At 68.3% G+C, this 20,274-nt stretch carries 18 protein-coding genes; 5 read left to right on the top strand and 13 right to left on the bottom strand.

From position 1 onward, the window contains the following. Positions 1–104: 104 nt before the first annotated feature. From HMPREF0321_RS10845 to HMPREF0321_RS10825, 5 genes are all read right to left on the bottom strand, one after another. Complete coding sequence (locus HMPREF0321_RS10845; RefSeq protein ID WP_006946391.1) at positions 105–494, bottom strand: SRPBCC family protein; 390 nt, start codon at positions 492–494, stop codon at positions 105–107. A gap of 380 nt (positions 495–874) precedes the next feature. Then, complete coding sequence (locus tag HMPREF0321_RS10840; RefSeq protein ID WP_006946379.1) at positions 875–3,046, bottom strand: malate synthase G; 2,172 nt, start codon at positions 3,044–3,046, stop codon at positions 875–877. Positions 3,047–3,287: 241 nt separating this feature from the next. Next, complete coding sequence (locus tag HMPREF0321_RS10835; protein ID WP_006946386.1) at positions 3,288–4,208, bottom strand: alpha/beta hydrolase; 921 nt, start codon at positions 4,206–4,208, stop codon at positions 3,288–3,290. Between the two features lie 320 nt (positions 4,209–4,528). After that, positions 4,529–5,815 (bottom strand): threonine ammonia-lyase IlvA, encoded by a 1,287-nt coding sequence (gene ilvA, locus HMPREF0321_RS10830; protein WP_006946380.1) that lies wholly within the window; start codon positions 5,813–5,815, stop codon positions 4,529–4,531. Between the two features lie 93 nt (positions 5,816–5,908). After that, complete coding sequence (locus tag HMPREF0321_RS10825) at positions 5,909–6,385, bottom strand: Fur family transcriptional regulator (RefSeq protein ID WP_006946384.1); 477 nt, start codon at positions 6,383–6,385, stop codon at positions 5,909–5,911. A gap of 222 nt (positions 6,386–6,607) precedes the next feature. On the opposite strand from HMPREF0321_RS10825, the gene HMPREF0321_RS10820 reads away from it, so the two are divergent. After that, positions 6,608–7,585, top strand: a complete 978-nt coding sequence (locus HMPREF0321_RS10820) for a TerC/Alx family metal homeostasis membrane protein (RefSeq protein WP_006946385.1) — start codon at positions 6,608–6,610, stop codon at positions 7,583–7,585. An 86-nt stretch (positions 7,586–7,671) separates the two neighbouring features. On the opposite strand, the gene HMPREF0321_RS10815 is transcribed toward HMPREF0321_RS10820, so the two are convergent. The 5 genes from HMPREF0321_RS10815 to HMPREF0321_RS16540 form a co-directional block, all read right to left on the bottom strand. Beyond that, a complete protein-coding gene (locus HMPREF0321_RS10815) occupies positions 7,672–8,475 on the bottom strand; it encodes a hypothetical protein (protein WP_006946392.1) in 804 nt (267 codons plus the stop codon). 141 nt (positions 8,476–8,616) lie between these two features. Then, positions 8,617–9,258 carry a class I SAM-dependent methyltransferase gene (locus tag HMPREF0321_RS10810; protein WP_006946394.1) on the bottom strand — a complete coding sequence of 214 codons (642 nt, stop codon included), beginning with the start codon at positions 9,256–9,258 and terminating at the stop codon, positions 8,617–8,619. Continuing rightward, positions 9,255–10,400, bottom strand: a complete 1,146-nt coding sequence (locus tag HMPREF0321_RS10805; protein WP_006946390.1) for a hypothetical protein — start codon at positions 10,398–10,400, stop codon at positions 9,255–9,257. Before HMPREF0321_RS10805 ends, HMPREF0321_RS10810 begins: the two co-directional genes overlap by 4 nt. 14 nt (positions 10,401–10,414) lie before the next feature. After that, positions 10,415–11,128: a class I SAM-dependent methyltransferase gene (locus HMPREF0321_RS10800; RefSeq protein ID WP_006946388.1), complete on the bottom strand. Its 714-nt coding sequence runs from the start codon at positions 11,126–11,128 to the stop codon at positions 10,415–10,417. Then, positions 11,122–12,666 (bottom strand): glycosyltransferase family 4 protein, encoded by a 1,545-nt coding sequence (locus HMPREF0321_RS16540; protein ID WP_006946383.1) that lies wholly within the window; start codon positions 12,664–12,666, stop codon positions 11,122–11,124. The genes HMPREF0321_RS10800 and HMPREF0321_RS16540 overlap by 7 nt, the downstream gene beginning before the upstream one ends. A 276-nt stretch (positions 12,667–12,942) precedes the next feature. Here HMPREF0321_RS16540 and HMPREF0321_RS10790 point away from each other — a divergent pair, with 276 nt between their 5' ends. The 3 genes from HMPREF0321_RS10790 to trxA all read left to right on the top strand — a co-directional run bounded on the left by HMPREF0321_RS10790 (position 12,943) and on the right by trxA (position 16,169). After that, a complete protein-coding gene (locus HMPREF0321_RS10790; protein WP_006946389.1) occupies positions 12,943–14,340 on the top strand; it encodes an MFS transporter in 1,398 nt (465 codons plus the stop codon). A 90-nt stretch (positions 14,341–14,430) separates the two neighbouring features. Then, the gene (locus tag HMPREF0321_RS10785; protein WP_006946382.1) at positions 14,431–15,513 is read left to right on the top strand and encodes a CaiB/BaiF CoA-transferase family protein; all 1,083 of its coding nucleotides are present in this window, start codon (positions 14,431–14,433) and stop codon (positions 15,511–15,513) included. Between the two features lie 200 nt (positions 15,514–15,713). Beyond that, entirely contained in the window at positions 15,714–16,169 is a 456-nt protein-coding gene (trxA, locus tag HMPREF0321_RS10780) for a thioredoxin (RefSeq protein WP_006946393.1), read from the top strand. An 89-nt stretch (positions 16,170–16,258) separates the two neighbouring features. Here trxA and HMPREF0321_RS10775 read toward each other — a convergent pair whose 3' ends face one another. After that, positions 16,259–17,236: a hypothetical protein gene (locus tag HMPREF0321_RS10775; protein ID WP_006946399.1), complete on the bottom strand. Its 978-nt coding sequence runs from the start codon at positions 17,234–17,236 to the stop codon at positions 16,259–16,261. A 268-nt stretch (positions 17,237–17,504) separates the two neighbouring features. Between HMPREF0321_RS10775 and HMPREF0321_RS10770 the strand changes: the two genes are divergently transcribed. Beyond that, a complete protein-coding gene (locus HMPREF0321_RS10770; RefSeq protein ID WP_006946401.1) occupies positions 17,505–18,452 on the top strand; it encodes an aldo/keto reductase in 948 nt (315 codons plus the stop codon). A 234-nt stretch (positions 18,453–18,686) separates the two neighbouring features. Here the strand turns inward: HMPREF0321_RS10770 and HMPREF0321_RS10765 are convergent, their stop codons facing one another. Together HMPREF0321_RS10765 and HMPREF0321_RS10760 are read right to left on the bottom strand one after the other, a co-directional pair. Continuing rightward, the gene (locus HMPREF0321_RS10765; RefSeq protein WP_006946381.1) at positions 18,687–19,388 is read right to left on the bottom strand and encodes a response regulator transcription factor; all 702 of its coding nucleotides are present in this window, start codon (positions 19,386–19,388) and stop codon (positions 18,687–18,689) included. 62 nt (positions 19,389–19,450) lie between these two features. After that, positions 19,451–20,274, bottom strand: an 824-nt coding sequence (locus tag HMPREF0321_RS10760; protein WP_006946378.1) for a sensor histidine kinase, incomplete at its 5' end; no start/stop codon positions are given.

The following is a 20,274-nucleotide window of genomic DNA, read 5'->3' as shown; positions in this document are numbered from 1 at the left end:
TTAATGACGCGCGACACTAGGCGCAAAGAGAAGACACCAGGGGTGTGGAGAAACGCGTCACGGATGACGCGTTTCTCCACACCCCCTTCGTGTCCCTCGATGCCTCACGAGCTGCGAGCGAGCCGATGGAGGGCCCACCACGCTAGCGGCCGGTAGGCCTGCCCGACGATGGGCGGCAGATCCATCGCCATGTGGCAGCGACACCCGCCCCGACGAACCTCGACGCGGTGCTCGCCCGTCGTCGTCAGCCCCAGGACGCTGACGCGCCAGCTCCACGTCCTCGCCACCGCATCGACGTCGGTGATGACGAACCGCCCCACCGTCACCGGCCCGAGACGCCATCGTCCTTGCGTGCCGGGACGGATCACCACGGCATCCGCCTCGACCGGCGGCATGTGCGGCGACCAGTCACGCCACCGATCGACGTGCACGTAGGCCTGCCACGCCGCGTCGACACTCGCGGGCCCGTCAGCATGGACGTCGATGCGCTTCATGTCCGAATGCTAGGCGTTCCAACGGAACCCAGGTCGCGCACAGCCCTCGGACGCCCCGCGCCGACCCCAGCACGCACGATGGCGCGTAACTCACACGCAGGCGTGCAGTTGCGTGCCTACCTGTGAGTTACGCGCCATCCTCAGGGTCAGGCGACCCTCGACTCCGTTCGCTTGATCCTCAGCGCGCGGACTACTCCTTGGCTCAGTTCCTCAGCGCCCGATTCGGCAGGGCCGGGCCGTCGCACGCTCCGGCGCGGACCTACCTCGGTCGGGCTTGATCGTCACTGAGCCCACGGCGCGCTTCGTCAACGCTCCCTACGCCGAGGTGTGAACGCCTCGCAAGCTCGGCATCCACACCCTCGACTCCGCTCGCTTGATCCTCAGCGCGCGGCTTTCTTGTCTCGCCGACGACGGTGCAGAATCGGCTCGGTGTAGCCGTTGGGCTGCTTCGTTCCCTCGAGGATCAGCTCCTTGGCCGCGTTGAACGCGATGCCGTCGAAGCCCGGCGCCATGGGCTCGTACTTCGCGTCACCGGCGTTCTGCTGGTCGACGACCGGCGCCATGCGCCTCAGCGACTCGACGATCTCGTCTTCGGTGACGATGCCGTGCTGCAGCCAGTTCGCGAGCAGCTGGCTGGAGATGCGCAGCGTCGCCCGGTCCTCCATGAGCGCGACGTCGTGGATGTCGGGCACCTTCGAGCAGCCGACGCCCTGGTCGATCCAGCGCACGACGTAGCCGAGGATCGACTGGCAGTTGTTGTCGAGTTCCTCGCGCTTGTCGGCGTCCGACCAGTCCGTGTTCTCCGCGAGCGGGATCTGCAGGATGTCGTCGACCGACGCGGCCTTGCGCTTCGCGAGCTCCTCCTGCACGGCGAACACGTCGACCTGGTGGTAGTGCAGCGCGTGCAGCGTCGCGGCGGTCGGCGACGGCACCCACGCCGTCGTCGCGCCGGCCTTCGGCTGGCCGATCTTCTGCTCGAGCATGTCCTTCATCAGGTCGGGCATCGCCCACATGCCCTTGCCGATCTGCGCCTTGTGCGCGAGACCGGCAGCGAGGCCCACGTCGACGTTGTTGTCCTCGTACGCCTTGATCCACGTGGAACCCTTCATCTCGCCCTTGCGGATCATCGGGCCCTCGAGCATCGACGTGTGGATCTCGTCGCCGGTGCGGTCGAGGAAGCCCGTGTTGATGAACACGACGCGCTCCTTGGCGGCGTCGATGCAGGCGGAGAGGTTGACCGTCGTGCGGCGCTCCTCGTCCATGATGCCCATCTTGACGGTGTTCTTCGCCAGCCCGACGACGCTCTCGACGCGCTCGAACAGCTCGTTCGCGAACGCGACCTCCTGCGGGCCGTGCATCTTCGGCTTGACGATGTAGATCGAGCCGGCGCGCGTGTTGCTCACGCCGTCCTTGTCGGCGAAGCCGTGGATCGCAGCCGGGACGGTGACGAGGGCGTCGAGGATGCCCTCGCCGATCTCGTTGCCGTCGGCATCGAGGACGGCGTCGCTCGTCATGAGGTGGCCGACGTTGCGGACGAACAGCAACGAGCGGCCCGGAAGGGTGAACGTGTCGCCGCCGGGGGAGACGTATTCGCGGTCGGGGTTGAGCTCGCGCTTGAACGTCTTGCCGTTCTTCGTGATCTCCTCGGCGAGGTCACCCTTGTTGAGGCCGAGCCAGTTCGTGTAACCGAGCACCTTGTCCTCGGCGTCGACGGCGGCGACGGAATCCTCGAGGTCCATGATCGTCGTGACAGCCGACTCGACGAGGACGTCCTTGATGCCGGCCGGGTCGGTCGCGCCGATCGGGGACTCGGAGTCGATCTGGATCTCCAGGTGAAGACCGTTGTGCTTCAGCAGGATTCCCTCCGGCTGCGCAGGCAGCCCCACGTAGCCGGCGAACTCGTCAGTGTTCTTCAGCGACGTCGTGCGCTCACCGTCGAGGTGGACGACGAGCTCGCCGCCGTCGACGCCGAAGCCGGTGACGTCGGTGTACGAACCCTCGGCGAGCGGGACGGCAGTGTCGAGGAAGTTCTTCGCGAACGCGATGACGGCGTCGCCGCGCACCGTGTTGTACGAGGTGCCCTTCTCCTTGCCGTCGGCCTCGTCGATCGCGTCGGTGCCGTAGAGCGCGTCGTAGAGCGAACCCCAGCGGGCGTTCGACGCGTTGAGCGCGAAGCGGGCGTTGAGGATCGGCACGACGAGCTGCGGGCCGGCCTGGTCGGTGATCTCACGGTCGACGTTCTGCGTCGTGATGCTGAACTCGGCCGGAGCATCGACGAGGTAGCCGATCTCGGTGAGGAAGCTCTTGTACGCGTCGAAGTCGGGCTTGCCCGGGTTGGCGCGGTGGTATTCGTCGATCTTGGCCTGGAGGTCGTCACGCTCGGCGAGCAGGGCGCGGTTCTTCGGGCCGAGCTCGGCGACGACGTCGGCGAAGCCCTTCCAGTACGTGTCGGCGTCGACACCGGTGCCGGGCAGGACCTGATCGTTGATGAAGTCGTACAGGATCGTCGCGACCTGCAGACCGTTCACCTCGGTGCGCTGCGTGTCAGCCATGAGCGTTTCCTTCCTCGCGGGGGCATGCCGCCCCCTACGCTACTGGTCGGTAACGTTTCTGTGGGGCAAATCCTCCAAGCCGCCCTCCGCGATTCCCGGACACATCGGCGATTCCTGTCCCCATCGGCGAGTTTCGTCCACTTTCGCAAGCCGCGCCACGAACAGACCACTGAAGATGGTGGCCAGGCCGACCGGTGACGCAGGCGACTGCCGGGGTGACGACCTCTCGCCCCGCGGCGGCTCAGACGTGGGCGTCGAGCCAGGCGAGGATGTCGGCGACGACCTCGTCGCGGTTCGTCTCGTGGAGGATCTCGTGGCGCGCGCCGGGGTAGAGCGTCAGGGTGACGTCGTGCACCCCGACGCCGCGCAGCAGATCGGCGACGGGTCGCACGCCCTTGCCGTTGTCGCCGGCCGGGTCGGCCTCGCCGGAGATGACGAGAACCGGCAGATCCGACGGCGTGCCGGCCGCGAACGAACGCCGGTTGACCAGGCGCAGCCCGCCCAGCATGTCGGCGTAGAACGCGGCGGTGCAGACGAACCCGCACAACGGGTCGGCGACGTAGTCATCGACGGCGGCCTCGTCGCGCGAGAGCCAGTCGAAGTCCGTGCGCGCAGGCGCGAACTGCTTGTTGAACGCCCCGAACGACATCGTGTCGAGGAGCTTGCTCGCGTGCGTGCGCCCCCGCAGACGGCCCTCGGCGCGCGCGACCTGACGTCCGACGCGGCCCAGCAGCCCAGGATCGGCGGGCGTTCCGGAGACGATGAGACCCGCCAGTAGATCGCCGTGTTGCGCCGCGAACGTACGCACCAGTAGCGAACCCATGCTGTGCCCTAGCAGGACGACGGGGCGACCCGGCACCTCGGCCTGCGCGCGCCGCGTCACCTGGAGCAGGTCGTCGACGACGCGCGCCCACCCGTCATCGTCAGCGAAATGACCGAGCACACCACCCTCGGCGGTGCGCCCGTGCCCACGGTGATCGTTCGCGTAGACGGCGTACCCGGCCGCGTTCAACTCCTGCGCGAACCGCTCGTAGCGCGCCGAATGCTCCGCCATGCCGTGAGCGATCTGCACGACGGCGCGCGCTTCTCCGTCCGGCAACCACCGCTGACCGCGGATGACGACGCCGTCACTCGCCGCGACCTCGAACTGCTCTGCTGCCATGTTGACCTCCGCTGTGATTCCGCGACGCTCTTGGATGGGGCGTGAAGACCCCATCGAACCACGCCGACCCGCGATGTTGCCCGGGATTCGGGGCTCCCGTGCCCCAGATCCCGGGCAACATCGAGTGATCGTCAGAGAACTACAGAACCATTCTTCTCGGTTCTCTTCGTCAACGTTCACTTCGGCAGGATCCTCGCTGTGACATGCGCGTCCGCCCGCGCCCGGCATGGCTGGAGCAATCCTCGCTTCGCTGCGGTGACCCCACCCATGCCGTACTCGACGGACACGACGCTGCGGTCCTACCTTCGTTCACTAGATCCTCAGAGAACCATCCGAAACAGGGGCGAGTCGGGATCCACCCGCTCAACCCGCGCCGGCGACGCATCGATCCGCGCAAGCAGATCGGGCAACGACGACGGGTCGCCCAACTCCAGGCCGACGAGCGCCGGGCCCGTCTCGCGGTTGGAACGCTTCGTGTACTCGAACAACGTGATGTCGTCGTCAGGCCCGAGTACCCCGTCGAGAAAACGCCTCAACTGCCCGGGTTCCTGCGGAAATTCGACGATGAAGTAATGCTTGCGGCCCTCGAACACGAGCGAACGCTCGACGACCTCCGCATAGCGCGACACGTCGTTGTTTCCGCCCGACAGGATCGCGAGGACGAGCTCGCCATCGGCGAAGTCGACACCGGGCAACGCTGCGGGCGCGAGCGCGCCGGCAGGCTCCGCGATGATGCCGTCGCTCTGATACAGGTCGAGCATCTCCGTGCAGATCTGCCCCTCCGGCACGCTGAAGCACGGCACGCCGCCGGCAGCGATGATCGGGTACGTGTGCGCGCCGAGCAGGCCGACCGTCGCGCCGTCGACGAACGGATCGGTCACCGGCACCGCCACCGGGCGTCCCTCAGCAAGCGCCGCCTGCAGCGACGGCGCCCCCACCGGTTCGACGCCGACGATGCGCGACGACGGATGGCGCTCCCGCACCCACGCCGTGATGCCCGCCAGCAACCCGCCGCCACCGACGGGCACGACGACGACGTCCGGCACCTTGCCGTACTGCGCCTCGCACTGCGCGAACGCCTCGAGCGCGACGGTGCCCTGCCCCGCGATGGTGCGGACGTCGTCGAACGCGGGCACGAGCGTCGCCCCGGTCGTCGCAGCGAATTCGCCTGCAGCGCCAGCGGCGACGTCGTACGTGTCGCCCTCGACGACCGTCTCGACCCACGGCCCGCCGAGCACTCGAACCCGCTCACGCTTCTGACGGGGCGTCGTGCGCGGCAGGAAGATCGTCGCCTTCACGCCGAGGCGCGAGCACGCGTATGCGACGCCCTGGGCATGGTTGCCGGCCGACGCGCAGACGACGCCCGCCGCGCGCGCGTCGTCGTCGAGCTGCGCGATGAGGTTGCTCGCTCCACGAATCTTGTACGAGCGCACCGGCTGCTGATCCTCGCGCTTGAGCACGACGCTCGCGCCGAACTTCGTCGACAGGCGGCTGCTCTCGAACAGCATCGTGGGGTGGAGCAGGTCGGTGAGGCGCTCGGCGGCGGCTTCGACGTCGGACGCATCGACCTCGGGACGCAGGGTGGGTGTGCTCGTCACGTCAGCCACCGTCTCACGGGCGACCCCGCGAATGTCGGGATGAACCGGATCGCGGATGCCCCCCTGGTCTCCCGCGTGCGACCCGGCAACCTCGGGCGCGGCTCAGCCGACGACGGGTGACGCAGCGGAAGCTGCGGCAGCGCCCTCGCGGCACGCGCGGCAGACGCCCCAGTACGTCACCTCGGCCTCGTCGATGTCGAACCCCTCGCTGAGTTCGGACTCGTGCGCCGCCGTCAGGCACGGTGTGTCGCCGACGGCACAGGGGATGTCGACGATCGTCGCGCATTGTCGGCACACGAGGTGGTGGTGGTTGTCGCCGACGCGTCGTTCGTAGAGCGCGGATTGGCCGGCCGGCTCGATGCGGCGGATGATGCCGTGCGCCGTCATCGCATGCAGGGCGTCGTAGACGGTTTGCGTCGAGACCTTGCCGTAACTGTCGCGCACCGCCTGGATGACGGTCTCCGCATCCGAGTGGGGGCGCGTCTCGAGGGCATCGAGGATGGCGACGCGCGGGCCGGTGATCCGCAGGTTCACCTGACGCAGCATGGTGCGCGGATCGGTGGCGGGCGTCGTCGTCATGCCTCCATGATGCCGCGATTTCTGGAACGAATCAAGAAAGCCTGCTCGTCGAGTGGGGCAGGGCCCGCAGATCGGCTATGATGGTTAGCGAGGGGAGTACTTCCCACGTCTCGGCTCCGGTCAATACGAGCGCGATCATGCGCGCTCCCGGTTCGAGAGCGGCGGATCGTTCCGCGGCGAAGGAGACCTCAGTTCGTCACTCATGCGATCTGAGGTAGTTCCATGCACTCCCTGGCCACCCCCACTCTCTGGGCCGTGACGCTCATCGGGCTCATCGTCCTGTTCGCGCTCGACTTCCTCGTCACGCGCAAACCTCACGAGGTATCGCTCAAGGAAGCGACGGCCTGGTCGACGTTCTACATCGCGTTGCCGGTCGCGTTCGGCGCCTGGTTGTGGAGCGCGCACGGCTCGACGACGGGCACCGAGTTCTACACCGGCTACCTCGTCGAGAAGTCACTCAGCGTCGACAACCTGTTCCTGTTCATGATGCTGCTGACGGCGTTCGCCGTGCCCAAGATGTACCAGCAGCGGGTGCTCCTCATCGGCGTCGCCGGCGCCCTCGTCATGCGCGCCATCATGATCGCGCTCGGCGCGCAGTTGCTCTCGAACTTCGCCTGGATGTTCGTCATCTTCGGCGCGTTCCTGCTGTGGACGGCCGTGAAGGTCTGGTGCGACACCCGTCAGGGCGACGACCACACCGTCGACCCGGGTGACATGCGCATCGTCAAGGTCATCCGCCGTTTCTTCCCCGTCACCGACGGCTACCGCGGCTCCGCGATGCTCGTGCGAGAAGACGCTGACGCCGGCGCTACCGGTCGGTCCGTCCGTCGCGCGTTGACGCCTCTGGCCGTCGTGACGCTGGCCGTCCTCGCGACGGACGCCTTGTTCGCGCTCGACTCGGTGCCCGCCGTCTACGGCATCACGTCCGACCCGTACCTCGTCTTCGTGACGAACGCGTTCGCGCTGCTCGGTCTGCGCGCGCTGTACTTCCTCGTCGAGGGCGTCCTCGGCAAGCTCGTACACCTCGGCTACGGTCTCGCCGTCATCCTCGCGTTCATCGGATACAAGCTCATCGCGCACTGGGCGCACGACGTCTGGTCGTGGGTGTGGACGCCGTCGACGGCCGTCTCGCTCAGCGTCATCGTCCTGTCGCTGCTGACGGTGACGGCGACGAGCTTGGTCGCCACCCGACGTCGCTGAATCACGAGACAAGCTCGCCGCGCAGGCCCCACAGGCCTGCGCGGCGGTGCGCGGTCTGCACTGCCGGGTGCCGGGCCACTCGCGCGCTACACGCGCACGTGTTCGAGCGTCGGCACATCGGGGGTGCCGGCCGGACGCGCGAGATGCCGGGGTCGCGCGGGAAACCAGGGGTCGCGATCCTGCGGCGCGCCCTTGGGTTCGACGACGGCGTAGACGGCGAGCATCTCGGGCGGAAACGGGGCGAGGGAGCGCGCGAGGTCATCGTCGACGTAGTTGACGCGCAGCTTGCGGCTGATCGTGCCGTCACCGTCCATGCGGTACTCGATCTTGAGCACCTTGTCCTCGGGCAGGTCGTTGAGGATGTCGTCGAGGCCACGCACCTCGCTGATGCTCCAGCGGCTGCGATGCACCTCGAGCGCATCACCGTAGATGGGTGTGAGCAGTCGCGTCGTGAGCTCGACGTCAGTGGCGCTGGCGATGACGCGCGGTCGCCCGGCGTCGAGAAAACGGACGCGACGCAGCATGGCGCCGCTCGAGAACAGGCCGGCCTCGACGGAGCGCACGTGCGCGCTGACCGGGGTGCGGTCCTTCGTCAGCGGATCGGGGATGTCGTGTGCGTGCGCCCAAGCGTCCCCCGGCTCGAGTTCGCACGCACTGATCTCGTACCCGGTCCACGTCCCACGCCCGAACACGGGCTGCCCCACGAGCGGCCGCGCCTTCTTCGCGCAGTCGGTGGCCAGTGCTACGAAGGGCGTCTGCTCCCACGTCAGATGCGGCGGCGAACCGAGCGGCAGCATCCCACAGCCAGTCAGGACGACCTCGTCCTCACACAGCGCCAACTGCCCCCGCAGTTCGACGCTCATCCCCTCGTCGAGCACCAAGCTCGTCATCGGATTGCTCATCGGCCTCCCCCCAGGCTGACGGTGACGGCCGCAGGCGTCCCGTTCATTCACTCATTATGAGATCCGACTCATAAGTTGTGCAAGGGGCGCCAATTCGGTGGCGGAGAGGCCGAAATCTGGTTGCCGGGGTCAGCGGCGCCGCAGGATGCGCAACGAGCCCGTCTGCGACACCTGCTCGAAGCCGTCGCCCAGGGCGCGTTCGACGACATGCCACGGTGCCTGCCCACCGTCATTCGGGTCGGGGAAGACGTCGTGCACCGCGAGCAACCCGCCGACGCTGACGTGCGGCGCGAACGCCGCGTAGTCGTGCTGCGCCATCTCCTCGACGTGGTTGCCGTCGAGGAAGAGGAACTCGACGGGGGTGCGCCACCACGTCGCGACCTGCGCCGTCGTCGCGACGACGATGCTGACGACGTCCTTGACGTGCTCGTCCCAGGTGCGACGAAATGCGGGCAGCGTGTCGAGCAGACCCGAGTGCTCATCGACCATCGACGTGTCGTGCCACTCCCAGCCGGGCTGGTTCTCCTCGCTGCCGTGGTGATGGTCGACGGTCACCACCTGCGTTGGGGCGTCGGACGATTCGGCGACGACGCGCGCCGCCTGCGCGAGCAGCACCGTCGACTTGCCGCAGTACGTGCCGATCTCGAGCCGGGTGCCGGGACGGGCGCTCGCGGCCGCCTCGTACAGCGCCTGCCCCTCGTCGTCCGGCATGAAACCGGTCGTCGCGTGGAAGGCGTCGAGAACGTCCTGGGGAAGGGGCGGGGTGCTCATCGGGGCTCCTCGTGGTCTCTGACGGCGCTGTGGCTCGGCGTGCGGGCCGGCCACGTCATGGCGTGGAAGAAGTTGGCGGCGGGCGTGAGGCCGTCGAGGGCATCGGCGGCGAGCAGCATCGCGCCGGCGCTCCATCCCGTCTGCTCGACGGGCCACACGGCGTCGTCGTCGACGACGTACCCCGTCCAATAGCCGCCGCTCGTGTCGCGTGTGTGCTGCAGGTCGGCGAAGACGGCGCGCGCGTCGCGTCGCGCGCGATCTTCGTGCGGCGTGCCGTCGAGGCAACACAGCGCCATGACGAGTTCGGCGCTCTCCCCGCCGGTGACCCACGGTCGGTCGTCGACGCAGCGGACCCCCTGGCCCTCGATGACGAAGCGATCCCAGTCGCGACGCAGGTGCGTGGCCGCGTGGTCGCCGACGAGAGCGCCGCCGAGGACGGGGTAGAACCAGTCCATCGAGAAGCGGCGACGGTCGGCGAACAGTTCGACCTGACGCACCGCTGCCGCGAGCCGGGTGCCGGATTCGCGCCAGGACGCAGCGTCATCGATGTGGCCGAGGGTATCCGCGATGGCGGCCGCGGCCCACAGCGACTGCAGGATGCTGGCGTTGCCGGTGAGCAACGCATGGTCGCCGAGGCCGCCGCGACGGTTGATCGCCCAGGCGATCGTGCAGTCGTCGCGCTGGGCCGTCAGGACGTGTCGGATCGCCGCACGGACCATCGGCCAGTTCTCGGCGAGGATGCCGCGGTCGGGGCCGTCGCCGCGCCCTGCGCCGGTGACGAGCGCGAGATGCCAGACGCCGACGGCCGGGTAGGCGCACTGGTTCGTGTCGCTCTCGTCCTGTTCGACGACGCCGTCTCTCACGCGCATCGGCCACGAGCCGTCCTCACGCTGCGTTTCGCGCAGGTGCTGCAGGCCGAGACGGGCGCGTTCGCTCAGCTGCTCGGCGGTGTGATTGACACGTGGTGATCCTGTTTCACGTGAAACATGGGCGGCGATCGTCAGGCCCATGAGTGCCTCGGTGTGGTTCCAGGCGTCCCACTGCCCGCCGACGAACCACGGCAGCGCGCCGTCTTCGCCCTGGAGGAGAGCAATGAACAGGCCTGTCTCGCAGACTTGTTCACTGGTGAGGGCTGACGTCATCGGCGCGACGGGGTTCAGTACTGCTTCTGCAGGTACACGACGAAGCTCTTGCCCATGACGGGGTTGAGCGCCTTCTCGGCCTGACGCGTCAGCGCCGGCGCCTTCATCATGTCCCAGACGAGCATGCGGTGATACGCCTTGACGGCGGGGTTGGTGTCGTTGTCGACCCCGACCGCGCACTTGAGCCACCAGTACGGCGAGTGCAGCGCGTGCGCGTGGTGTGTGCCGAGCGTCATCAGGCCACGCTTCTCGAGCTTGCCGACGAGTTCGCTCGCCTTGTTGATGCGCACGTGGCCACCCTCGACCTCGTGGTAGGGCGTCGACAGGGCCCAGCAGATCTTCTCGGGCCAGTACCGCGGCACCGTCACGGCGACGAGGCCGCCGGGCTTGGTCACGCGCACGATCTCGTCGATGGCGGCGTCATCCTCGACGATGTGCTCGAGCACTTCGGAGGCGATGACGCGCTCGAAGCTCGCGTCGTCGAACGGCATCGCGCGCGCGTCACCCTGGACGGTGCGGTAGGCGCCGCTCGCAGGCATCTGGCCCTCGGCGGCCATGGCGTCGAACATCGTCTGCACCTCGTCGAGGTCGGACTGGCTGAAGTCGAACGCCGTGACGTCCCCGCCGCGACGCAGCGCCTCGAAGCTGTGACGTCCCTGCCCGCACCCGACGTCGAGCACCGTCATGCCCGGGCCCAGGGTGAAGCGGTTGAAGTCGACGGTCAGCATCGGGCGATCTCCTCGGTGTAGACGGCGGCCGTCGCCTCGGCGACAGCCCGCCATGAGTATGTCGTGACGGCGCGACGGCGACCGACGCGTCCGAATCGTGTTCGGGTCTCCTCGGATTCGAGCAGGCTGACGATGCCGCCCGCGAGAGCGCGCGCATCACCTGGCTCGACGAGGATGCCGGCGTCGGAGCCGTCGGCGTCAGCGCTCGTGTCCGGCTCGCCTGCCGCGTGGGCGCGTGGGCCCGCGCTCCCGCCGTGGGCGGCGGGAACCCTGCCTGCGCTGCCGGTGACAGCCGACGTCTCGCCGTCGGTGCCGTGCACGAGTTGCGGCAGCGCGCCGACGCGCGTCGCGACGACGGGTGTGCCGCACGCCATGGCCTCGACCGCGGGCAGCGAGAAACCTTCATAGAGACTCGGCACGACGTGGACGGCGGCGCTCGCGAGTAGACCCGCGAGGTCGTCGTCGCTGATGCCGCTGACGAACCGGACGCGAGGGGACAATCCGAGGGCTTCGAGTTGGGTCTCGACCGCGCGGTTCGGTGTGCCGACGACGACGAGTTCGCGCCACGCGTCCTGCGGTAGGAAAGCGAGCGCGTCGATGAGCACACTCAACCCCTTGAGTGGCACGTTCGCGCTCGTGATCGTCGTGAGGCGTCCGGGCACGCGGTGGCGCGCCGAGCCGTCAGGCCAGAACGTCTCGACGTCGACGCCCGGGGCGGGCGTCTCGACGGCGATCCCAGGTGCACTCTTCGCGACGCCGGCGTCGGGCGTGAACGTCTCGACGTCGACGCCGACGGGGATGATGCTGATGCGTTCGGGGTCGACCCCGAATTCTCGGACGATGTCGTCGCGGCTCGTCTCGCTCACGGTGATGATGCGGCTGCTCGCGCGGGCGACGCGCGCCTGCATCGGCACGAACGAGTACCAACGCCATTTCGTGTACTTGCGCCACGGGTTCGTCGCGGCCTCGATCTCGAGGCGGCGGTCGGCGCTGATCGGGTGGTGGATCGTCGTGACGACGGGCAGGCCGCCGCGCGCGATGTCGAGCAGGCCCGGCGCGAGCGTCTGGTTGTCATGCAGGACGTCGAACTCTCTTGACCGCGAACGCATCTCGCGCGCCAGTCGCATCCCGAACGTGCGTGGTTCGGGAAACGAACCCGACAGCATCCCCGCGTATTCGACGACGTCGATGCGGTCGCGCAGTTCGCGCGGATGGGGGTGACGGAACGGGTCGTCATCGTTGTAGAGGTCGAGGCTCACCAGCTTCTCGAGGCGCAGCCTGCCGGGGTTCGTCGGCTCGATGCTCGCCGTCGCGCCGGCCCGCTTGGCTGGCGACGTCTGGCGACTCGCTGGACCCGTCGCCCGGTCAGTCGCACGGCCAGCCACAAGGCGGGCGTCGTCCAGTTCGGGGTAGGGAGGGCCGGAGAAGACGGTGACGTCGTGGCCGAGAGCGGCGAGTTCGCGGCTGAGGTGACGCACGTAGATGCCCTGGCCGCCGCTGTGCGGCTTGCTGCGATAGGAGGACAGCGCGATGCGCATCGGGCCCTCCTTCGCAAGCGGCGTGGTTCGGTGTTCAGCCTACTCGGACGCTACTCGCGGGTACGACAACGTGTGGCGGCACGCACACCCGTGGCGTCGATCACCACATAGGGTGCAGGTTGTATCGGCCGTCGATGAAGGTGGCTTTTCGCGTCTGACTGCACCGCGATTCTCGTCCACATCTGCACCTCTTGTCCCCATCTGCGATTCCTGTCCCCCTTCGCGATTTTCGTCCACATCGGCGAACGGCGTCCACGTTCGCCCCGAGAGGATCCCATGAGCTCAACAGCATCCGCCCCGCGCGTCGGCGGTGAGCGTCGCAACTCGGTGATGAGCAATGTCGCGCGTGGTTCGCTCGGCAATCTCATCGAGTGGTTCGACTTCTACAACTACGCGATCTTCACGACGTACATCGCGTCGAACTTCTTCGCCAAGGGTGATGAGACGCAGGCGCTGCTCGACACGTGGGCCGTCTTCGCCATCACGTTCCTGATGCGGCCCATCGGGTCGTGGTTCTTCGGACGCTACGCCGACCGCAAGGGTCGCCGCGCCGCCCTGACGACGTCGGTGCTGCTCATGGCGCTCGGTACCCTCATGATCGGCGCGGCGCCGACCTACGACCGGATCGGCATCTGGGCGACCGTCCTGCTTTGGGTCGGGCGCGCGATCAGCGGCTTCAGCGTCGGCGGTGAATACGGGACGACGGCCGCGTACATGTCGGAGATCGCGACGCCGAACCGTCGCGGGTTCTACTCGAGCTTCCAGTACGTGACGCTCGTCGGCGGCCAGGTGCTCACAGCGTTGCTGCAGGTCGTCCTCCAGCACGTGCTCGACAAGGAGCAGATGCACACCTGGGGGTGGCGTCTGCCGTTCTTCATCGGCGCCGCGGGCGCACTCGTCGTGCTGTGGCTGCGGCGCAGCATGGACGAGACGGCTGACGTCGCGGATACCGCCTCGGGTGGCGCTGCGGCAGGTACCTCGACCGAGAACAAGGGCTCGCTCGGCCTGCTGTTCCGCGAGTACTGGCGGCCGTTCATCGTCGTCGTCGGCCTGACGATCGGCGGGACGACGTCGTTCTACGTCTACACGACCCTCATGCAGAGCTACATGAAGAAGGTGGCGGGGCTCGACGCGGACACCGTCTCGATCGTCAACCTGTGCGCGCTGACGGTGTTCATGATCGTGCAGCCGCTGTACGGACTGCTGTCCGACAAGATCGGGCGACGCACCATGCTGCTCATCTTCGGCGTCGGCTCGCTCATCATCACGTGGCCGGTGCTCGGCGCGATCCGTTCGGTCGAATCGGGCCTCACGGCGTTCGGGCTGCAGCTGTTCGCGCTGCTCATCGTCGCGTTCTACACGTCGGTCAACGCTGTCGCGAAGGCCGAGCTCTTCCCGACGCGCGTGCGCGCCCTCGGCGTCGGACTCGGATACGGCCTCGCGAACGCCGTCTTCGGTGGCACCGCGCCCTACATCGGCACCTGGTTCGCCTCCCATGGCAACGAGAAGGGCTTCCGCGTCTACCTGCTCGCGTGCGTCGCAGTGTCGCTCGCCGTGTACCTGTGGGGGCTGCGCAACAAGACGGTGACTGAACTCGATCGCGACTTCGGCTCCGCCTGGGGTGACGCGCCGGACGCACCGTCGTCCGATGACGCCCGCCCGGCGGGTCGCTGAGCGTCGCGCGCCCGCCTCATCTGCGATTCCTGTTCCCATCGGCGAATCTCGTCCACGTTCGTTCGTCCAACTTTTCCTCGAGGAGCCTGCGTGCCATCAGCGCTCGACGGCCTGCTCATCGCCGACTTCGGCCGTGTCCTGGCCGGCCCTTACGCGACGATGCTGCTCGGCGACCTGGGCGCCGACGTCGTCAAGATCGAACGCCCTGACGGCGGTGACGACACGCGCGCCTGGGGTCCGCCGTTCACCGAGGACGGGGAGGCGACGTACTTCCTGTCGGTCAACCGCAACAAGCGCAGCGAGTTCTGGGATCTTCGCGAGGCGGACGATCTCGCCGCCGCACGCGATCTCGTGACGCGCGCCGACGTCGTCGTCGAGAATTTCTTGCCGGGGACGATGGCGCGGCTGGAGTTCGGGTATGAGCAGGTGCGTGAGTGGAACCCGGACGTCGTCTACGTATCGATCACCGGTTTCGGTGAGTCGGCGTTGCCCGGGTACGACCTGCTCGTGCAGGCCGTCGGTGGCCTCATGTCGGTGACCGGGCCGCCCGGCGAGCCGACGAAGGTCGGCGTCGCGCTCGTCGACGTCGTCACCGGTCTGCATGCTGCCGTCGGCATGCTCGCGGCGTTGCGGCATCGCGACGCGACGGGGGAGGGGCAACTCGTCGAGGTGTCGTTGCTGTCGTCCCTGCTGTCGGCGCTGACGAATCAGGCCGGCGCGCACGTCATGACGGGGGCCGTGCCGCGCGGCATGGGCAACCGTCACCCGTCGCTCGTGCCGTACGAAGTGTTCGAGACTGCGGATCGGCCGCTCGCCATCGCCGCCGGCAATGATCGCCAGTTCGCCTGCGCCGCAGAGGTTCTCGGTCATGGTGAGTGGGCGCAGGATGCCCGTTTCGCGACCAACTCCGCCCGTGTCGAGCATCGCGACGACCTCGTCCCGCTGATGCTCGAGGCGCTGTCGGCACATGGCGCGCAGGGATGGGCCGAGCGTTTCGCGGACGCCGGTGTGCCCGCCGGGCCCGTCAACGATCTCGCGCAGGCGTTCGCGCTCGCCGATTCAGTCGGCCTGGACATGCGCGTCGACGTCGAGGGCGTCGCGCAGGTCGCCAACCCGATTCGGATGTCGGCGACGCCAGCGACGTACCGTCGGCGCCCGCCGTCGCTCGGGTGAGCTCGGGGGTGGTGACGTCCTGCGGTGGCTCGCTGCACGTCACACCCACCAGCACGGGGCGCGCCCGGCCGCGTCCCCACCTGACGTCGAACAGCACCGAGTGGGGATGATGCCTGGAACGAAGCGTCACGGCGGGAAGGGTTCGCGCCGCGTCGGTGTTTGAATGGTCGAGAACCTGACGTCTGTGAAGGAGCGCCCGCGTGGCAACCATCGAACTGACCGGTGAGAAGTTCACCGAGACCATCGAGAACAACGGCATCGTCCTCGTCGACTTCTGGGCGGCCTGGTGCGGCCCGTGCCGTCAGTTCGCGCCCGTGTTCGAAGCGGCGAGCGAGAAGCACGACGACATCGTCTTCGCGAAGGTCGACACCGACGCCGAGCAGGAGCTCGCGGCGGCCGCGAACATCCAGTCCATCCCGACGCTCATGGCGTTCCGCGACGGCCTCATGGTGTTCTCCAACTCGGGCGTGCTGCCCGCGGCGGCCGTCGAGGACCTGATCCGTCAGATCCGTGAGCTGCCGATGGACGACATCCGCGCCAAGATGGAGGCCGACGCCAAGGCTCGCGAAGCCGGCATGGGTGCCGGTGGCGGCTGTGGCTGCGGCGGGTGCAACTGCGGTCGCGCCGAGAGCAAAGAGACCGCGGCCCAGGCCTGAGCCTCGACGAACGCCCGGCGCCCCGACTCGGGGTGCCGGGCGTTCGCGTGTTCATGACGCGTCATACGTTCACCGTCGAGCGCCGCCGGTCACGGTGCGGGCCGCAGGTTCAGCGTGGGCGTCGGCACATCGAGTTCGCGAAGCTGCGCCACGACGGTCGCCGCGTCGTTCTTCACCTCGGACGTTGTATTAGACGGGTTGCCCCTCACCGTGAGGACGGCGCTGTCGTGCTTGTGCGTCAGGTAGACGCCGTCACGTCGGTACGACCTGCTGCTCGCCGGCGGGGTCATGAGCCGCGACAGGGTGTCGGCCATCGTCGACCATCCGGTCGTGTGCGTCGTCGCGCCGATCGGCACCGCACCCGCGGCGTGCTCGCACCGGAAACGAAACTCCGCTGGCGTGCCGTCGCGGCGTATCGCCGACAGCGCGGTGACGGTGTGCGCGGCCGTCGCGTCGAGCGTCGCGCAATCGCTGGTTTCGATGGTGGAGCGAACGACGAACGACGGCGCGTCGTCCCTGCCTGACCACGACCAAGACGCCGACGACGACGGGTTGACGCGGGCAGCCGCCAAGAACGCGTCGACCTGAGTGCTCGTCAACGCGCTGGCTCTGGGCGGGGACGAAGCCGTGCCGTGGCTGCCGTTGTTGGTCGGCACGATGAGACCACCGTCCTGCGGCGAGTGCAGGCTGAAGCGGATTCGCCCGGGAGAACCTGCCCACTCCGGCGGAGCCGTGCGCGGGTAGAGCTCGTTGATCGTGCGGTTGACGTCGAGCACGTGGCGTGCGCTGGCGTCGTCCGTCAGCATGACGTCGACCGTGAACTCATGGTCAAGGCCCTGGCAGCCGTCGATGCAGTTCACCTTCATCACGACGCGCGAATTCGCCACACCAGGCTGGTGGCGCACGGTGTTCGCGATGTTGCGCGCGATCGCCGGGTCCGGCTGTGCCGGCTCCGATCCGCCGTGCCCGCCTGAGGCACCGATTCGGGACGACAGCGCGAACGCCGAAACGGCGCCGATGATGCCCAGCACCGCGACGGCGATGGTGATGATGATGGACCGGCGCATGTCTTGCTCCCCTCGATGGTGTGCTGGTGTGACGTGCGCGCGGGTGTGGTGGTTCCGTCGAGGCCGGTGGTGATGGCGTGCCGACGCACCGCACGGCAGTGTCGTATCTCGTGTGTTTCGCGCGCCGCCGCCGGGCTACGAGATCGCACGTGGCACTTCGTGGCCCGACGTGTGCGGCGAGGGGTTCCTGTGGACCGGCGGGATCAGGGTGTCTCGAGGCCGCCCCTCCACGTTGAGGTGCGTGGCCAGCTGCGTGTTGGATGGGCGCATGACTTCTTGGATCGCCCCGCATCTCGTCCTCGGCACGATGCATTTCGGCACGAAGACGGACGAGGGGACGTCATTCGCCCTCATGGATCGCTACGTCGACGCCGGTGGGCGCACGCTCGACACGGCCAATTGCTATGCGTTCTGGGCGAATCCGACGGGTGCGGGCGGTCAGAGCGAGCAGATGATCGGGGCGTGGCTGCGCGCCAACGCCGGCATCCGCGAAGGTCTGACGATTGCGACGAAGGTGGGTCAGGAACCGGCGCGGGCCGGCGAATTCACCGAGTGGGAGGGCCTTGCGCCTGACGTCATCGCCACCCAGTTCGAGCGCAGCCGCGAACGTCTCGGCATCGACGTCGTCGATGTCTACTGGGCGCACGGTGAGGATCGTTCGACGCCGATGCCCGACGTCGTCGCGGCGCTGGGTTCCCTTGTTGCGCGAGGGAAGGTGAGCCGGCTCGGTGTGAGCAACCACCCGACGTGGCGCGTCGAGCAGGCACGCATGCTGGCCGCCGAGCAGGGCGTCGAGCCGTTCACGGCCCTGCAGCTGACGACGTCGTACGTCCGCCCGCGCCCCGACACGCAGGTGCCGGGCAAGGATCACCGTTTCGGGTTCGTCAGCGACGAGACGATCGACTATCTCGAGACGCATGACGACCTCGAGTGCTGGGCCTACAGCCCGCTGATCCAGGGTGCGTACGACCGTGACGACCGGCCGCTGCCCGAGGTCTACGACCACCCGGGGACGACGTGTCGCCTCTCGGCGCTGCGGTCGGTGGCTGACGAACTGGGCGCGCAGCCCGGGCAGGTCGTGCTGTCCTGGCTCGTGCAGGGCAGCCCGTCGATGCGCCCAATCGTCGGGGCAAGCTCGCTCGAGCAGCTCGACGCCGCACTGGCGGCTCCGCAGCTCAGCGACGATCACGTGGCGCGCCTCGATTCGGCTCGCTGACGATCCCCCCTCGTGCGCTGGGTGGCGCGAGTGCGGGTGGTAAGCGCGTCAGGCTTCCTCATGTGCGTCAGCCCGCGAGATGAAGAGATGAGGCGGTGAGTCGTCGCGTCCGAGGAAACCGTCAGGAAATCGCGTCGTGTTCGTGCACCTCGAGCGCGCCAGACGGGCACCGCGCCACGGGTGCGCCTCCGTTCGGGTCGTGGCTGCCGTCTGTGAGGAACCGCATCCTCGACGCTACTCCGCCCGGGCCAGGACCATCGCGATGCCGACGCGGCCTGTCACGCCGAGTTTGGTGGCGGCCGACGTCAGGTGTTGTTTCACCATGCTTTCGCTCAAGAACAATTCGGCGGCGATGGCGGGGTTCGACATCTCCTGCGCCACCATCTCGACGATCTCGCGCTCACGGTCACTCAACCGTGCGAGCTTCGCGCGAGCGTCCATGCGCGCGGCGCCCCCGGCGTCGAGGTATCCGGTGCGCAGATGCGCAGCGCTCGCGGGCGACATGGGGCTGCGCCCCTCGTGTGCGTCGCGGATCGCCCCGTACAGCGCCTCGCGCGCCGACGCCTTGAGGATGAACCCGACGGCACCGGCGTCCATCGCCTGCGGCACGTACTCCTGCTCGTCGAACGTCGTGAGAATGATGACGCGCGGTGCGTTCGGCCGCTTCGTCAGTGCGCGCGTCGCGTCGATGCCGTTGATGCGCTCCATGCGCACGTCCATGAGGACGACATCCGGGTGATGTGCTGTGACGACCCCGATCACCTCGTCGCCGTCGCTCGCAGTCGCGACGAGTTCGATACCGGGCGCGGCCTTGAGCATGACGCGGATGAGGTCGAGCACCATCGGGTCGTCGTCGACGGCCATGACGCGGATCGCGCGCTCAGCGCCGTCATGGGCCGGAAGGGATGCGCCGTCGGGGCGGTCAATGTCGTTCATGCTCAACTGCTTTCGTACTCTCGTCGCATTCGACACGTGTGGTGCCGTGGATCGAGCCGTCGTCAGACACGCGGCATCGTCCACGGCAGCGTGGCGCTCGCGGTGAAGCGGCGACCGTCGGGTGACGGGCCTGCCCAGAACGATCCTCCGACGTCCTGAGCGCGCCGCGCCACGCCCGTCAGGCCGGTTCCCGAACCATCCGATCGGGCAGCGCGCGCGACATCGGGCAGCGGGTTGGTCGTCGAGATCGTGATGCCACCGCGCGCGTCACCGCGGATGTCGAGCTGCACGAGAGAGCCCGGCGCGTGCTTGCGCGCGTTCGTCAGCAGTTCGGTGGTGATGCGGTACGCGCTGCGCGAGATGACGGGGTCCAGGGGGTGCGACTGATCGACGAACACGTTCGAGCTGACGGGCGTGCCCGCGTCGATGCACTCACGCACGAGATCGGCGATGTCGGCCAGATCGTGATGATCCGCCGACTCGTCGGTCGCGCCGGTGCGCAGCATCGCGAGCAGCGAACGCAGATCCGTCATCGAACCGGCCGCGCCCTCCTGGATCTGTCGCGCGCGATCCTCGACGTCACGCGAACCCGCCTCCTGCGCCTCGATCTCGAGAGCGTTGGCCTGCATCGACAGCAGACTGAGGCGGTGGCCGAGCACGTCGTGCACCTCGCGTGCGAGGGCCTCGCGCTCATCCTTCTCCGCCATCTGCCGGCCGAGATCATGCACCTTTGCCTGCGTCTGCTGGGCCCGGGCGCGCGCCTCGTCCGCCTGTCTGACGGCGTCCTGCGCGCGGACGTCCGACTGCCGCGCCTGCGCCTGCGCCTGCGCGGCATGGGCGCGTTCGTGGTGCGCGACGGCGGCGGCGCGCGAGGCGTCAAGGCGGG

It is taken from the genome of Dermacoccus sp. Ellin185 (assembly GCF_000152185.1).
Lineage (GTDB): Bacteria > Actinomycetota > Actinomycetes > Actinomycetales > Dermatophilaceae > Dermacoccus > Dermacoccus nishinomiyaensis.
The sequence above is the reverse complement of the archived record's forward strand: the minus strand, read 5'-3'. Positions and strand labels throughout refer to the sequence as shown.